This window comes from Enteractinococcus helveticum (assembly GCF_001657475.1).
Lineage (GTDB): Bacteria > Actinomycetota > Actinomycetes > Actinomycetales > Micrococcaceae > Yaniella > Yaniella helvetica.
Window position 1 is genome coordinate 292,403 of record NZ_LXEY01000022.1, and the last position, 15,063, is coordinate 307,465.

Sequence of the window (15,063 nt, forward strand, 5' to 3'; positions counted from 1 at the left end):
AATCATTGCTGGGGTTCTTAGCGTGGAGTCATGATGAAAACCAGAACCAATGAACAACAGATTTCTACCAGCGTCTTAGTCATCGGCACCGGTGGCTCAGGCTTACGAGCGGCCATCGAATTGGCAGAACACGGTGTCGACGTGACCGCCGTCGGTAAACGTCCACGAAATGATGCGCACACTGCGCTCGCAGCCGGGGGCATCAACGCAGCTCTGGGCACCATGGACGCCGAAGATACCTGGCAACAACATGCCGCCGACACCATCAAAGAAAGCTACTATCTCGCTGACCCGAGAACCGTGGAGATTGTTGCCAAAGGGGCGGCAGAAGGAATCGGCGACCTTGAACGCTACGGCATGGGTTTTGCCCGAGAAGAAGACGGCCGCATCTCCCAGCGGTTCTTCGGCGCACACACCTTCCGTCGTACCGCATTCGCTGGAGATTACACAGGTCTAGAAATCCAACGCAGCCTGGTTCGACGAAGCGAACAACTTGAAATCCCGATCCTAGATACCGTGTACATCACGGACGTTCTGACCAACGACAATCGAGTCTTCGGAGCCTACGGCTTCGACATCAATAACGGCACCCGATACCTGATTCACGCTGACGCGGTGATCCTGGCGGCCGGTGGACACAACCGCATTTGGCGACGCACCTCCTCTCGGCGCGACGAGAATACTGGTGACTCATTCCGTCTGGCAGTCGAGGCCGGTGCTCGACTCCGCGACCCCGAACTTGTCCAGTTCCACCCCTCAGGTATTTTGGAGCCCGAAAACGCTGCCGGAACCCTCGTATCAGAGGCCGCCCGCGGCGAGGGTGGAATCCTCCGCAATGCGCTCGGAGAACGTTTCATGGAACGCTATGACCCCGAGCGCATGGAACTGTCCACTCGAGACCGGGTAGCGCTTGCCGCATATACCGAAATCCAGGAAGGCCGCGGCACCGAAAACGGGGGAGTCTGGCTCGATGTTTCCCACCTGCCACGCGAGATTATCCTGGAACGCCTCCCACGGGTCTATCAAACACTGATGGAAACCCAGATGCTTGATATCACTCGCGAACCAATCGAAATCGCACCGACGGCACACTACTCGATGGGTGGCGTCTGGGTGCGCCCAGAAGACCACTCAACTGATGTTGATGGGCTCTATGCAATCGGTGAAGCATCCAGCGGCCTACATGGTGCCAATCGGCTTGGCGGTAACTCACTGATCGAATTACTTGTCTTCGGCCGCATCGTCGGACAGGCCGCAGCACAATATTCTGCCAATCTGCCGGCCCAGACGCGTTCCGCAGATGTAGTTGCCAAGGCACGCGGCGAAGTCATTCGACTACTCACTGCTGACGGTGAGGAGAACGTGCGAGCCTTGCAGCGCGCCATCAGAGACATGATGACCGAATACGCCGGCGTTGTTCGTTCCGAAGAGGGACTACTGCAAGGTCTCGCTCGCCTGGATGAAATCGAAGCGCGGATGAAAAACGTTGGGATCCACCCAGACATCGCCGGATTCCAGGATCTGGCACACGCATACGATCTGAAATCCTCCGCGCTCGCCGCCCGGGCCACGCTCGAAGCAGCGCTGGAGCGTCGAGAGACTCGCGGCTGCCACAACCGAAGTGACTACCCAGAGATGGATCCAGACATGCAGGTCAACCTCGTATGGTCACCAGACACTGGGGTAACCCGAGAAGAAATCGACCCGATTCCAGAAGAAATCAGTGAGCTCATCCGTGACGTCAGCCAAGAAGGCAAGCTCGTCGAATAGTGCTTACAATGTGGTCTCCTGCGGCTAATAGGGGCGGGAGACCACACTGTCAACGCATGGGACCGGAGTCGCTCTGCGTCGGTGTGAATCACGAATTATTCCGCCGAAAGTTCAAAAACCCACACAGCCAACTCTGGACCAATTCCACCAGGTAGAGTAGGGGCCGTGTCTTTATCAATAGGTTTTGTCGGACTGCCCAACGTCGGTAAGTCAACGTTATTTAATGCCATCACTCGCCAGACGGTTCTCGCTGCAAACTACCCGTTCGCAACCATCGAGCCAAACGTCGGGATCGTGAATCTCGCCGATGAACGGTTGGACAAGCTCGCAGAAATCTTCGGCTCACAAAAGCTGCTGCCAGCAACTGTCTCATTCGTAGACATCGCCGGCATTGTTAAAGGCGCTTCCGAGGGTGAAGGCCTGGGCAACCAGTTCCTGGCCAACATTCGTGAATCTTCTGCCATTGCTCAGGTAGTCCGCGTATTCGAAGACACTGATGTTATTCATGTCGACGGCGAGATCGATCCCTCCTCGGACATCGAAACGATCAACACCGAGCTGATCCTTGCCGATATGCAGACTCTGGAACGCGCCATCCCACGTGTTGAAAAAGAGATCAAAGGCAAGAAGACGGATAAAGAAGTCCTGGATGCAATGCTTGCCGCTCAAGCAGTCCTGGAACGTGGCGACACCATTTTCTCGTCGATTGAATCCGACAAGTTGGAGATGGAATATCTGCAGGAACTCAACCTGTTGACAGCAAAGCCATTTATTTATGTCTTCAACTCTGACGACGGCGTGCTGGCTGACGAAGCACGCAAACAAGAGCTTGCTGACATGGTCGCTCCAGCTCAAGCCGTATTCCTCGACGCGCAGTTTGAATCCGAACTCGTGGAACTGTCCGAAGACGAGGCACGCGAAATGCTTGAGATGGCCGGCCGCGAAGAATCCGGTATGGACCAGTTAGCCCGCGTCGGCTTCGAAACGCTCGGTCTGCAAACGTACCTGACCGCCGGGCCAAAAGAAGCACGCGCTTGGACCATCAACAAGGGCGACACCGCACCACAAGCTGCCGGGGTCATTCATACCGACTTCCAGCGAGGATTCATTCGTGCTGAGGTTGTCTCCTTCGAAGACCTCGTTGCTGCAGGATCCATGGCCGAAGCCAAAGCACAAGGAAAGCTCCGAGTCGAAGGTAAGGATTACCTTATGCAGGATGGCGATGTTGTCGAATTTCTCTTTAACGTGTAGCGTTATTGACGCATCTCGTTAAGCTTGCGAGACTGTTTGTGTGATCAGATCCTTTGCGGGCAAAGAGACGGAGAGGCTATGGCATCGGGACAAGGTACGCTCGATCGATCCTCGCATACAAAAGGTTGCCCTCCGGAAGTTGACGCAGATTCACGCGGCTCGATTTCTCGACTCACTGCGCGTGCCACCGGGAAACCGGCTTGAGCAGTTGAAGGGTGATCGAGTGGGGCAGCACAGTATCCGTGTGAACGATCAGTGGCGGATCTGTTTCAGATGGATCGAAGGAGGCACTGAAGATGTCGAACTTGTCGACTACCACTGACAAGTTGGATCCCGTTCATCCTGGTGAGGTTCTGATGGAGGACTTCATTAGTGGCTTTGGGATTACACAGAATAAATTGGCGGTATCGATTGGGGTGCCGCCCCGACGCATAAACGAGATTGTGCATGGTAAGCGTGGTATCACGGCTGACACTGCACTCCGCTTAGGACGCTACTTCGGAATTGATCCGCAGTTCTGGTTGAACTTGCAATCACACTATGAGTTAGAAATCGCGGAGGACCGCGTCGCTGAACAGATTGCCGCGATCAAGCCTCTGAATGCCGCGTAGAACTTCGAAGTCTCGAAGGAGTTATGAAAGTCGCATGAAGCAGGGTACCGAACAGCGTCTCGAAGTATTCGAAGATACTGGAGTCTCCATGCGCGTCGTCAGGGCACTGGGTGTTGAGAGATGCGATATGTGACCTGCCAAATCGGAGATACACGAACGACTTTTCTTGCAACCCGCTCTGCTGGATGATGATTTCCCCGGGGCGACTCGGTGAAATCGTATTGTAGCGCCCGCGGGTTGCAGCACTCTCGAGGACGGACCCTGGCACCAAATCGCTAACCTAGTAGGCTGGTAAACGAATACGCAGAACAAATCCGGCTACATGCGATACAGGAGTATTGGGTCATGACTTTTTCTGTCTATCTTTCTGGTGAAATTCACACTGATTGGCGTGACGAACTCCAGCGCGGTGCGGAAGCCGCTGGGTTGGACGTGGTGTTTACCGCACCAGTAACCGATCACCCTGCAAGCGACGCTGCTGGCGATCACCTGGGCGAAACTGATAGTCAGTTCTGGCGTGATCATCAGTCCGCTAAGGTCAATGCTATTCGCACGCGAACACTCATCGAACAAGCCGACATGGTCGTAGTGCGTTTCGGCGACCAATATAAACAGTGGAACGCTGCATTCGACGCCGGTTACTGCGCTGCCCTGGGCAAACCATACGTGACCCTGCACGACGCCGACATTGTGCACCCGCTCAAAGAGGTCGATGCGGCAGCGCAAGCATGGTGTACCACGACCGATCAGGTGGTTGAAATCCTGCGCTACGTGCTCAAAGCTTGAGCACGACCTAAGGGCCCCAAGCGGTTTGACCGTATGCGGATCTGGGAGCACGAGACCTTGATCGCGTACGGCTCTTTGTTTGCGGCCCAAGACTGTCGGTAATCTAAACGCATGTCGTCAACTCACCCGTATTTCGCTAACTCGCTGCCAGGCCGATCGCACTGGCCCATCGTGGAGCCGACATTCAACGCGAGAACACCCTAACCGCGGTACGTCGCGCTGTTGACGCCGGCTTTGGATACATCGAAGTCGATGTGCGCGCCACAGCAGATCACAAGGTCGTGGTGTTCCACGATGAAACCCTCGACCGAATCACCACGGGGACCGGGAAACTCGGCGGCACCACGTGGGATGAGCTGGCATCCGTGCAGATCATCGGTGCGGAACCCCGGGACGAACAGATTTCGGAGCCGCTTGTGCTCTTTGAAGAGTTACTCGAGATGTTCCCGACGACGCGGTTCAACGTTGACCTGAAAGACCGGGCGTCGGCTGTACCGATGGTGGAGATTCTGCGCCGCCAAAACGCCTGGGACAGGGTGCTCATCGCCTCATTTCGAGATACCCATCGACGGCTATTCTTCAATAGTCTGCGTCCAACGGACCCGCCCGTGGCATCGTCGGGCGGTATGGAGACGGTCGCCCTGTTGCTGTTAGCCCACCGCACAGGTGCTTTCAAGACGGTGGTTCGTGGACTGCGTCGGAAGCTCCCGCTCGATGCGGTTCAGGTTCCGATACGCAAAGGGCCAATCCGGGTGGTGACACAGCAGTTTGTCGATGCCTGCCACACCGCGGGGATCGCTGTGCATGTGTGGGTGATCAATGACCCGCAACAAATGAAAAGCCTTCTGGCGATGGGCGTCGACGGAATTGTGACCGATAACGGGCCAGCAATTGCCCAAGTGCTTGGTGCGAGGGGAACATGGCCCCAGTGCTTCCACCGTCAAGGCCGTGAGTAATGTGACGGTTTGACGGCTGCACAATAGCCTTCCTAATGACGTAGCCCAGGGCTTGGTATTGGAACACGTGATCCGCCAACCTCCGTTGTCGAAACCAGAATGTTGTCTGCCCGCGCCCAGATGATTTCATCATCCCTACGAAACGTCACTCAAATAACTAGTGTCGTAATCTGCACTACGTATACGCAGGAAAACAGCCAAAAACCATTAGATTAGGTGGACCACTTGCCTATGAATGAGGTTGTATGTTTGGCGTTCGCCATAAGAACATGTTCCTAACTTCGGTGCTGTTGACTGGTTTATTCTTCGCTGGCTGCAGTTCTCCAGAAGCAACTCCGCAGGAGAGTGCCGATCTCCAGGGCCCAACAGCAACAGCAGAGGTCGAACACGACAACGAAGTGTCCGAAGCGACCGAAGACCAAGGTCTCAGTGAGAACGAAAGTGCTAATGCCGAGTCTGGAGACATAGAAGCAGCATTTGCTGAGCGGGATCAGTTTCACAAAGACCAGCAACTTCTAATGGACGGGTCACCCCTTTCAGCAGTCACACCGGAACAAAAGCAGTTTGTCGCCGAACAGCGTGCTCACATCGAGTCACAGGGTGGAACATGGACCCCGGAGTATGAGACCCTGATCCTCGCATTGACCGGCGACGCGTGCGAAAGCGCGATCTTGAGTTTTCATGACGTGGACACTTCAGCTGTTCAGATTCATATCGCGAGTTCACCGCTGTTCCGCGGCATGATCCCGGAGGATATGAATGACGCCGAGCGTGAGCAAGCAGAGGCGAACATGGCTGAGATTATGGTCTACGGCATGCAACACATGTGCCCGGCTGATTATCCGCAATGGGCGCAGGCTGTGATCGAACTGTATCCAGGGCTCATCAACGTACAGTGACGCAGCTCGCTGGACCTCGATGACGACCACACATGACCCTGTCGTTTAGAGTTGTGACGGGTAGCCGGCAGTTGCCGCGATCCGGTGTAGGTGATCCGTTAGCGGCCATGGATTTACCAGCTGAAGCATCTGTTCATTCATATTTATCCTGGTGTGGTGTCAACCATAAATATGAAATCCATCGCTGTGTTGGTATCAGAATGCAATTGTGGATAACACGCCCATCTACACAACCGGGGCGCTAGCAATCGACCACACCTAGGTGCCAGCTGTAGCGTGCTATAGGTAGAGACAAATGCGTTGGTCGCACGATGAAGGGGCATCAGGCATGGCATCGCCGGAGAACATTCTTTTGCATCTGTCGCAAGATGACGAACAACAGGTGCGCGATGTTTTCAAACGTCTGGAAGAGCGTGGATTCCCTGCTCAGCAGCAGACTCCTCACATCACCATTACGTTCTCTCCGAATATGCACGACGACGTTGTACAAAGCGCAGCCGAGTTACTTCCGCCCGTTATTCCAGCGTCCTTTCAACGCGTGGGCAGCGTTGTGTTTGGAACGAAACGTAAACAAACCGTTGCGTGGCTCCTCGAAACCACAGACGAGCTGGAGATAGCTGCTCGTCAGATCAGTGCGCTGAATCCTGATGGGCGTGGACCGCGCTGGATTCCACATCTGACGGTCGGCCTCAGGCTGCCCCGTGAAATTATTCCAGAATATATACGTGCCTTGGACGAATTGACCTCGGCACACCTCAGGGAGTTTACGGCTGTTCGAGCGGCATTCTGGCGGCCGCGAGATCGGGAGCTCACGGTTCTTGCCGGGACGAAGGAATCCTCGAATAGTCGCTAAGCCAGACCGCTTGAACGTGTAGGAGGACGGATAACGCCGTAGCGGTGAAAAGCGTGTAAAACATAGTCCCTGTTGCATTCCCTCGGTCGATGATACAGTGAGCGCCAAACACGGTCGCGACCTGTGATCGTGCCATCCGTTTTGAGGAGAATCCATGCCTCGTCCAGTCACTAATTCAGCAAAAGCCGTCTGGAACGGCGATCTCAAATCCGGCAGCGGCACCACCAGTCTGGAGACATCTCAGCTCGGCACTTTCCCAACGCACTGGAAAGCCCGCTCTGAGGAGTCCGAACGCGGCACCACCTCGCCCGAGGAACTCATCGGTGCTGCCCTAGCCACTTGCTTCTCAATGCAGTTTTCGAACATGCTCGCCGAGAATGGCACACCACCAACCACAATCGAGAGCACCGCAAACGTAACCTTCAACATCGCTGAAGGTGGCATTACTGGCATCGAACTGATCAACAACTCCACTATCGAAAATATCGAAGATGCAGACTTCCAGCGTCTTGCAAATGAAGCCAAGGAAACTTGTCCCGTCTCGAAAGCACTGCAGGGTGTGGAGATCACTTTGAACGCCACGCTCGCCTAACCCGGTTCACGTGGCTGTGGACGGGATCTCGGTCCGCAACCAGTGACTTGGTCCGGTGGTTCCTGGCGGAAGAGCCTTATCCAGGGTCTGGGGACTTTAGGCTACTGAAAGGGCACGGCTGTTCCGAGAGAAACTCCCTGAGTTAGGCATCGCACCAGGATTGTTTGTCGGTCCGCTACTGGCTGGAACCCTCGAGTGCTGTGTCAATCGTTATCACGATTGAGGCCTTGATTGTCAGTACTTTCTTCGTGCGTGATGCATCTGCATAAAAAACGAAGTAATCCCCTTCTTGCCGGTAGCTCGCAGCTTCGACGGTGCGTTCGTTGACGCCCTGTGTGTCGGTCGTTAGCTGGGCCTTGTTGATTACAACGTTGGCATTGATGTCTCCTATAAGCGGCTTCTCTGGTGAGGAAGCTCGGTGTTGTTTCGGAATCCACCATGTGAAGCGTGGATTCCGCATATCAGTGACAACTGTAGCTGGCAGGTGGGCACTGCCGCAGCCAGTAGCAGGGGGAAATAAAATGGAGCTGTGAGCACCCGTGCAACCAGCCCTCGCATCAGCATCCGCGCCTATGCAAGCACCGACGCAGAACCAACGATGCGGATATTCCAAGAAGCCATCAGGGTGACGGCATCCCTGGACTACACGCCTGAGCAGCTCGCAGCGTGGGCGAGGTCGCAGCAACGTGACCTCTCCACATGGGATGCTTCAATGCGGCGTCGTCATAGTTATGTGGCTGTCGTGAACGAACGGCTCGCGGGGTTCTCCGACGTCAGCGAAAGCGGTTATATCGACATGATGTATGTTGCCCCTGAGTTTGCTGGCAGAGGGGTGGCACGAGAACTCATAACGTTCCTGGAAGAACGAGCGCAGAGCTATGGAGCCAGGCGGCTGACGGCGAATGTGAGTATCACGGCTCGAGCGTTTTTCGAAGCGGTGGGCTTCGCGGTGGAGGCAGAGCAATATCCGGCGGTCGACGACGTCGTCCTGACTAATTACCGCATGGCCAAAGACCTTGAATCTCGCGACTGACTTTCTGGGGCTAGTCGGTGACTTCGGCGCCGGCGTCAACGGTCTCGGCTAGTTCAGCGAGCTTGATCACCGACCGATCCAGCGCTTCTTTGGTGTTGGCTCGGGCTCGTTCAAACCGGCTTTCGTCGGTAAGTTGGCTCCAGTCGTAGGTGTGACGGACCAAGGTTGTGACATTATCTATTGGTTCGAGTTCCCAACGCCACAAATGACCGGGAGCCTCTTCACCAACTGGGGCTGGCTTCCACGCAATGACGCGGCCTTCTTCAAATTCTACGATCTCGTTGACTCGTTGCTTGCCGCTGGTCAGCTCCATGGTGAAGCTCTGACCGACGCGGTCGATGCGTTGGCCCTGATCAGCATGGGCGAGGTTATCGTTGCCGTCAAATTGTGGGTGCCGAGAGGGGTCAGCGATCAGTTTGAAGATCTCGGCGGCTGGAAGTGCGATTTCACGTTCAGTACTGATAATTCGTTGTTCCGTCATGGCTCCACTCTTCCACTGGTAACCGACCCCGTCCAGGGGAGACATCGTTTCACAGCAAGTTCCCGGGTGGGCACGAAGCCGCACCGCCGAGACCGATCAGATCAACGACGAATCCGTGAACATTGTTGAATAAGGTCACAGGCCTGCACGGTCAGTGACATGAGTACCTCGGATGCCCACGGAAGTTCCTGCTTGACGCAAGTTGATATGTGAGGTTCGGAGTGCGCTCGTCGGAACGCACCCCGCCTGTGATGAGAAACATGCATGGGATTGACCATCAGTCGCGGAACGGGGCTTGCGTCCATGGCGGTGGCCTGTTTGTGTGGAACGTGGAGCCCATCATAGATCTGAAGGAGGACGTATGGCTGAGAACCTGAATGGTCACACTATTGCATTTGTTGCTTCCAACGGCGTCGAACAGGTGGAGCTCACCTCACCCTGGGAGGCAGTGAAAGAAGCCGGAGCTACTCCGGTGTTGGTATCCGATAAGGAAGACAGCATCACCGCAATGCAAGGTGACTGGGAACACGGCGATTCTTTCACCGTAGATCGTCACATTAGTGAAGCCAAAGTCGAAGATTTTGATTCCGTGGTTCTGCCAGGCGGGACGCTGAATGCGGATGCGCTACGTACCAATGAAGATGTACTGAACTTCGTGCGCGGATTCTTCTCTGCCAAGAAGCCCGTGGCATCAATCTGCCATGGGCCGTGGCTGCTGATCAACGCTGGCGTGGTCGAGGGTCGAACCGTTACCAGCGTCGATAAGATCTCCATAGACCTGAAGAATGCAGGTGCCAACTGGGTGGACAAAGAAGTGGTCGTTGACAATGGTCTGACGACCTCACGGAACCCAGGCGATCTTGACGCATTCAACGCCAAACTCATTGAGGAAGCCGCAGAAGGCAAACACCAGCAACAGACCACATAAAGCCTCACCTACTGACTGACCGCAAGGCCCGCTATCGTTCAATCGGTAGCGGGCCTTCGCCTGCGAGAGTCAAACCCCTTGAGGTCGTTACTTCTATTTGAATTGCGTGCTGGGGCAGGGCTAATGCACAAGATATGAAGGTGTCACATTAATTGTGGTCGGACGTCTTGATTCACCAGCGGATGAGTTTATTCCGTCATCAGTTAGATTCAGCGAGGAAGGGTGTGGACCGACAGAGGATCGTGGCAATGTTCTCGGATCCACTGATGCGCCATGATGTCGACAGCATCGGTAACGGTGCTACAGTTGTTAGCGATTTTTCAAAGGAGTGTTCAGCAGGCGTTAAAACCTGGGAACTTATCGGTGGCGTCATAGCACTCATCGCCTTGATTTTGTGGGTGCGATGGCTCCGAACACCTTCGCCATCAGCAACCTGGCCACGACTCCCGCTGTGGCTGCCATCCTATACATGATTCCCGTTTTCCTGTTGGGTTTAGTGCGATGGGTTTCACTGAGTTTGCACTGAGCCTTGGCGTGCCCAAAGAAATCGAAAATCTCACGTTCGGGATACCGGGGTTCTTCCTCATCATGCCCGTCATCATCATGGGGTATGAGATTTTGTAGGCGTCCCAGCACCACCAATTCTTGTACCTCGGTGGATTCGAGAGCAGGATCGGGAATACCGCACTATGAAACGAACGGCTCGACGACGTCGATGGCAAGACCCAAAAGTTAAAAGAGCCGATATTCAAGCGGCAATCACCGGGCCGATTATGGCTGTGGTGGTTGCCGCAGCGATCTTCTTTGTATTTTTTGTGATGGGGAAGCTTCTGTCCTCGCTGATAGAACGTCATTAAACTCCGGTACTGAGTTATCTCCGTGACCATATCGCTGAGGAGTCAGCCAGAAGGTTCAAAGGCAATATCGAATATGGCTTGTGGCTGTTTGGGAGGCAACACCCTTCCCGTAGATAAACCGGGCATGCTATGAGTTCTCCCTGTGTCCGAGGATTTTACGCGCGTGACTTCTGCTGAGCTACTGGAAGGTCCGGACTAGCAGGCGAGCACGCACAGTCACAGGGCTCAGCCCAGCATCGTCCCCTCTCCAGAACCGGAGGGTTCGGGATCCGGAAGCCGCATCATGCGGAAGGAGTTGGCCAAGCCAACGAGTCCGGCGAGAATTGGAATGAACAGCGCGATCTGTAATGCGATGGGCCGTGCGTCCGTGTTGATGCTGACGATCTCATCGTGGATAGCTTCTGGTTGGCCGACGAGCAGTTCTTCGAGTTGAGCATCACTGAGCAGCTGGGCATCTTCTTCCAGTACTTGGGCGACCTGCTGCTGCTCGTCGGGCGGCAGCACCGTACTGGTGGTCGCCATGCTCGTGAAGATGATCGACAAGGCTGCCAGCATCACACCGCCAGCAAATGCGAGACCGAACGATAAACCAAACGACCCGGCAGCTGAGTTCACGCTGGCGGCTTCACTGACTCGCTCGTCCGAGATCGGAGCTAACGTGTAGTTATTCAGTTGCGAGACCAACAACCCCAGCCCACCACCCGCGATGATTAGCGGGAACAGGAGCCACCAACCGTTGTCCGCTCGCGGCACGATCGGTACGAGCAACACCAAGCCCGCTATCAGCAGCAGGAAGCCCCACCTGATGAGACTAGCCGGGCGCCGTGTCCCGGATTTCTTTCCGGCGAGCATAGCGATCGCAAACATGCTCAGGGAGAGCGGAGCGATCGTCAACCCCGTGAGCATGGCGTTGTAACCGAGCACCATCTGCAGATAGATCGGCAGCACAATCATGGTGCCGCCGAGGGCAATCTGCTGGAGCATTTGTCCCGTTGCACCAAACCGGAAGCCCTTCGAACGGAATAAGACCGGGTCCAACAGGGTCGGCTTTTTGCTGCGTTTACGCCGCATGAGCCAGTAGATCAACCCGCCCAACCCGACGGCCCCAACAGCCAAGAGCGCGCCCACGGCTTCGCCGCCTTCCTGCCACACCAGAATGCCAAGCACGATTCCGCCCATGCCTACAATTGACAGCAACGACCCGACGACGTCTAGCGTTCTGGGGCCCTGGAACGGAACGTCGTGTACCAGTTTGATACCGGAGAGCACGACGGCGATGATGACAGCCTCGAGCAGGAACGCGATCCGCCACGACAGAAACGTCGTGATAAATCCGCCAAGCAGGGGCCCGACGGCGGCCGCGACCGCAGCGGATGCTCCGACCGAGGCGTAGACCCGTTTTTGTGCGTCTCCTTCGAAGTTTCCGTGGATGAGGGACTGCATGGCAGGAAGGAGCAGCGAGGCGCCCAGGCCGCCAATCAACGCCCAAAAGATGATGATTGGGAGCAGGGTCTGCGCCAGTGTCATCGACACGGCACCGATGGCATAGCACACCAGCCCGATCACGTAGGCGCGCTTTCTCCCGACGAGGTCACCGATCTTGCCGCCGATAAGAATAAAAGCGGCAGACACCAGTGCTTCGAGCGCGATTGTGGATTGGAGACCGCTGACTGTTGTGCCGGTATCCTTCACAACGGCCGAGATCGAGACGTTCATAATCGAAGTATCGACGACGAGCACAAACATCGCCATCGACAGCAGCAACGCGAGTTTGCCGTTGAACGCTTCCGTCTGGGTGCCGCTGTTCTGAAAGTTCATTGGCGGTCGCCTTCGGGGCTCGCGGCGGTCAGGCTCGTGCCGGACATGCCGCATCCGTCACCTTTGGGATAACGGATAGGTTTGGCTGAAGCTGTGAGGACGATCGAGCAGAGCCAAAGGTGTTTAACAATGCGCCCGCCGACCCGCTCGCCGGATTGGACTGCGCAGCCAAAATAGCCGCTGTTGGCCTTGAGCGTTTCAGCACCGACTTCCAGAGCGGCCTCGACATGAAAAGACTGGTCATTCATGCGCTGAAACTCCTTTATTGCGGCAGGGCCAGGGCATCAGCATCGGACCCCATAATGCATCACGGCGGGTGGTTCGAACGGCACGCGGTGTGCTTTCCACGATCTGCCTTTCAGCAAATAGACCCCACGCAATAACCATCCGACACCGCGGCGCATGCAGGCATCACCCAATCAGGGTGAAACCCTTTCGGGGCACCACTTTTTGCCTATCTTCCACATACCTGCGTCGGGCTCGCGGCCATAAAATGGTCAGTAAGAAACAATGCCGAAAGAGGCTATGAAACCATCCATCAAGTGCATTCACTTGGATACCACGGTTCTGCCGATCTTCCTGACGGTCCGACGCTGGGCGTGAGTGCTTCGCATAGTGGTCTGGACATTGGATTAGAACTTGGAGCAGACCGGGAGACGACATTGATGGGCCCGGACCGCGGCACAATATGGGCGAGATCTACGTGGTGTGTGTTGATCCGGCATATCAGGGTCATGGGACCGGAGAGCGGCTAATGGATCACGCGCACCAAGCAATCCGGCGTGCCGGGATGAGCCTGGTCATGGTCGAGACCGGCGGCGCTCCTGGGTATGCAGCAGCCAGAACTGCCTATGAAGCGCCGGTTATCAGCGGTGGCCCGTTGTACGGTACTTTAAAGACCTTACCGACTCAATGATCAGTGATTTCTTCGGGGTTTAGCCCGTTCGAAAAATGACGGTAGTGGTACCATGATGTGGTACCACTAAATGTTCTCTAAGGACGTCCCTCAAATGAAAATGTCAATGAGTGCAAGTGAAGCTCGCAAGACTCTGTATCCCCTCATTCAACGGGTCAACGAAGATCAAGACGCTGTTGAAATCGTCTCTCGGCACGGCAACGCTGTCCTGATGTCTGCTGAAGAATACGCCGCGTGGAAAGAGACTGCATATTTGTTCCAGTCGCCCGAGAACGCTCGCCGCCTTCTCGACTCATACCAGAGGGCTCGTTCCGGACAAACAGAAGAACACCCGCTTGACCGGGAGTGATGAGTGCGTTTGGTGTGGGACCGCAATGCGTGGAATGACTACAAGTATTGGCAGACGACTGACCGAAAGATCTTGAGCCGAATTAATGTCCTTATTGATGCATGTCTCCGCGAGCCATTTGGGGGAATCGGGAAGCCCGAACAATTGAAGTATGGTGCAGCTGGCGCCTGGTCTCGCAGAATCACTCACGAGCATAGGCTGGTATATCTCGTAGACGGTAACGACCTCATCATCTTGCAAGATCGTTACCACTATTAGGTCTGTAGACCTGCGCTCACAGAATTTTCAACGGCGCTCAACGATAGTCCCGTTGTGAGGGATTGACCCGTCGAACTGAATCGGAATGGCATGTGCTTGCGTGATATACCGGCCATCTACTGCATGCAGGTGCAGGTGGGGTTCTGTACTATTGCCCGAGTTGCCGCAGCGCCCAATCGGTTGGCCAGATGCCACCCGCTGACCGGTGGTCACCTCAGCGCTGCCTTGTTTCAGATGACACAGCGCAACGACTGCGGTTCCTGTCCGATACCCCGTCTCGATCAACACGTGATTACCGATCAGCGCAAGCCAACCTTCAGCGGCCCGACGACGCTGGGTCCGCGCGTAGCCGACCGAAGGGAAACCGCGATATGCATGATGATCAGCCTCGATATCGTGCACGCCGACAACCACGCCGTCGACAGGGGAGAGGACTGGCCGCCCAAAACCGGTAAACGCCTCGGGGGCTTCAGACCGAAACAAGGAGCCTAAGGTGAACGGCGCAGAGCGACCATCGTCGTCCACAGGCACGAAATCGATGGCATAACTGAGCCCAAACAGTGCTGTGCCGTGGCTCGGCACGCGATTTGCGGGGCTATTGCGAACCTGCCACCTGCCATCAAAGGGATAACTGAGATTCAACGGTGGATTCGGTGCCATCTGCGCCTCGATTCTTCCTCGGTGCGTACTGACGATTCCATCCTA

Annotated in this window: 21 protein-coding genes; 16 read left to right on the forward strand and 5 right to left on the reverse strand. The window is 55.6% G+C overall.

Annotated features, from left to right (window positions below):
- Nucleotides 1-30 precede the first annotated feature (30 nt).
- The 9 genes from A6F49_RS13395 (at nt 31) to A6F49_RS13430 (ending at nt 7,718) form a co-directional block, all read left to right on the forward strand.
- Complete coding sequence (locus A6F49_RS13395) at nt 31-1,770, forward strand: L-aspartate oxidase (protein ID WP_235604995.1); 1,740 nt, start codon at nt 31-33, stop codon at nt 1,768-1,770.
- A 165-nt stretch (nt 1,771-1,935) separates the two neighbouring features.
- A complete protein-coding gene (gene ychF, locus A6F49_RS13400) occupies nt 1,936-3,021 on the forward strand; it encodes a redox-regulated ATPase YchF (protein ID WP_043058669.1) in 1,086 nt (361 codons plus the stop codon).
- Between the two features lie 40 nt (nt 3,022-3,061).
- A complete protein-coding gene (locus tag A6F49_RS17395) occupies nt 3,062-3,343 on the forward strand; it encodes a type II toxin-antitoxin system RelE/ParE family toxin (RefSeq protein WP_082911791.1) in 282 nt (93 codons plus the stop codon).
- Entirely contained in the window at nt 3,318-3,632 is a 315-nt protein-coding gene (locus A6F49_RS13405) for a HigA family addiction module antitoxin (RefSeq protein WP_043058668.1), read from the forward strand. The genes A6F49_RS17395 and A6F49_RS13405 overlap by 26 nt, the downstream gene beginning before the upstream one ends.
- Nucleotides 3,633-3,977: 345 nt before the next feature.
- Nucleotides 3,978-4,418 (forward strand): YtoQ family protein, encoded by a 441-nt coding sequence (locus A6F49_RS13410; RefSeq protein WP_043058667.1) that lies wholly within the window; start codon nt 3,978-3,980, stop codon nt 4,416-4,418.
- 161 nt (nt 4,419-4,579) lie between these two features.
- Nucleotides 4,580-5,374, forward strand: coding sequence for a glycerophosphodiester phosphodiesterase family protein (locus A6F49_RS13415; protein WP_407643845.1), 795 nt, complete (start codon nt 4,580-4,582; stop codon nt 5,372-5,374).
- Between the two features lie 245 nt (nt 5,375-5,619).
- Entirely contained in the window at nt 5,620-6,273 is a 654-nt protein-coding gene (locus A6F49_RS13420) for a hypothetical protein (protein ID WP_043058665.1), read from the forward strand.
- A 295-nt stretch (nt 6,274-6,568) separates the two neighbouring features.
- Nucleotides 6,569-7,126 carry a 2'-5' RNA ligase family protein gene (locus A6F49_RS13425; protein ID WP_235604996.1) on the forward strand — a complete coding sequence of 186 codons (558 nt, stop codon included), beginning with the start codon at nt 6,569-6,571 and terminating at the stop codon, nt 7,124-7,126.
- A gap of 154 nt (nt 7,127-7,280) precedes the next feature.
- Nucleotides 7,281-7,718, forward strand: a complete 438-nt coding sequence (locus A6F49_RS13430; protein ID WP_043058664.1) for an OsmC family peroxiredoxin — start codon at nt 7,281-7,283, stop codon at nt 7,716-7,718.
- A 175-nt stretch (nt 7,719-7,893) separates the two neighbouring features.
- Here A6F49_RS13430 and A6F49_RS13435 read toward each other — a convergent pair whose 3' ends face one another.
- Complete coding sequence (locus A6F49_RS13435) at nt 7,894-8,178, reverse strand: hypothetical protein (protein WP_043058663.1); 285 nt, start codon at nt 8,176-8,178, stop codon at nt 7,894-7,896.
- A 69-nt stretch (nt 8,179-8,247) separates the two neighbouring features.
- Between A6F49_RS13435 and A6F49_RS13440 the strand changes: the two genes are divergently transcribed.
- Nucleotides 8,248-8,751 carry a GNAT family N-acetyltransferase gene (locus tag A6F49_RS13440; RefSeq protein WP_043058662.1) on the forward strand — a complete coding sequence of 168 codons (504 nt, stop codon included), beginning with the start codon at nt 8,248-8,250 and terminating at the stop codon, nt 8,749-8,751.
- Between the two features lie 10 nt (nt 8,752-8,761).
- Here A6F49_RS13440 and A6F49_RS13445 read toward each other — a convergent pair whose 3' ends face one another.
- Nucleotides 8,762-9,232: an SRPBCC family protein gene (locus A6F49_RS13445; RefSeq protein WP_043058661.1), complete on the reverse strand. Its 471-nt coding sequence runs from the start codon at nt 9,230-9,232 to the stop codon at nt 8,762-8,764.
- A gap of 361 nt (nt 9,233-9,593) precedes the next feature.
- Between A6F49_RS13445 and A6F49_RS13450 the strand changes: the two genes are divergently transcribed.
- From A6F49_RS13450 to A6F49_RS18080, 3 genes are all read left to right on the forward strand, one after another.
- The gene (locus A6F49_RS13450) at nt 9,594-10,160 is read left to right on the forward strand and encodes a type 1 glutamine amidotransferase domain-containing protein (protein ID WP_043058660.1); all 567 of its coding nucleotides are present in this window, start codon (nt 9,594-9,596) and stop codon (nt 10,158-10,160) included.
- A gap of 501 nt (nt 10,161-10,661) precedes the next feature.
- A complete protein-coding gene (locus A6F49_RS18605) occupies nt 10,662-10,784 on the forward strand; it encodes a hypothetical protein (RefSeq protein ID WP_268751204.1) in 123 nt (40 codons plus the stop codon).
- A 65-nt stretch (nt 10,785-10,849) separates the two neighbouring features.
- Nucleotides 10,850-11,017, forward strand: a complete 168-nt coding sequence (locus tag A6F49_RS18080; protein ID WP_161485821.1) for a hypothetical protein — start codon at nt 10,850-10,852, stop codon at nt 11,015-11,017.
- Nucleotides 11,018-11,242: 225 nt separating this feature from the next.
- Here the strand turns inward: A6F49_RS18080 and A6F49_RS13460 are convergent, their stop codons facing one another.
- Entirely contained in the window at nt 11,243-12,835 is a 1,593-nt protein-coding gene (locus tag A6F49_RS13460; protein WP_043058658.1) for an MFS transporter, read from the reverse strand.
- Entirely contained in the window at nt 12,832-13,083 is a 252-nt protein-coding gene (locus A6F49_RS13465; RefSeq protein ID WP_043058657.1) for a hypothetical protein, read from the reverse strand. The genes A6F49_RS13460 and A6F49_RS13465 overlap by 4 nt, the downstream gene beginning before the upstream one ends.
- A gap of 440 nt (nt 13,084-13,523) precedes the next feature.
- On the opposite strand from A6F49_RS13465, the gene A6F49_RS18505 reads away from it, so the two are divergent.
- The 3 genes from A6F49_RS18505 to A6F49_RS13475 all read left to right on the forward strand — a co-directional run bounded on the left by A6F49_RS18505 (nt 13,524) and on the right by A6F49_RS13475 (nt 14,358).
- The gene (locus A6F49_RS18505) at nt 13,524-13,751 is read left to right on the forward strand and encodes a GNAT family N-acetyltransferase (protein WP_327019970.1); all 228 of its coding nucleotides are present in this window, start codon (nt 13,524-13,526) and stop codon (nt 13,749-13,751) included.
- 100 nt (nt 13,752-13,851) lie between these two features.
- Complete coding sequence (locus A6F49_RS13470; RefSeq protein ID WP_043058923.1) at nt 13,852-14,100, forward strand: type II toxin-antitoxin system Phd/YefM family antitoxin; 249 nt, start codon at nt 13,852-13,854, stop codon at nt 14,098-14,100.
- Between the two features lie 3 nt (nt 14,101-14,103).
- Nucleotides 14,104-14,358: a Txe/YoeB family addiction module toxin gene (locus tag A6F49_RS13475; RefSeq protein WP_043058656.1), complete on the forward strand. Its 255-nt coding sequence runs from the start codon at nt 14,104-14,106 to the stop codon at nt 14,356-14,358.
- Nucleotides 14,359-14,385: 27 nt separating this feature from the next.
- On the opposite strand, the gene A6F49_RS13480 is transcribed toward A6F49_RS13475, so the two are convergent.
- Entirely contained in the window at nt 14,386-15,018 is a 633-nt protein-coding gene (locus A6F49_RS13480) for a M23 family metallopeptidase (RefSeq protein WP_043058655.1), read from the reverse strand.
- Between the last annotated feature and the right edge of the window lie 45 nt (nt 15,019-15,063).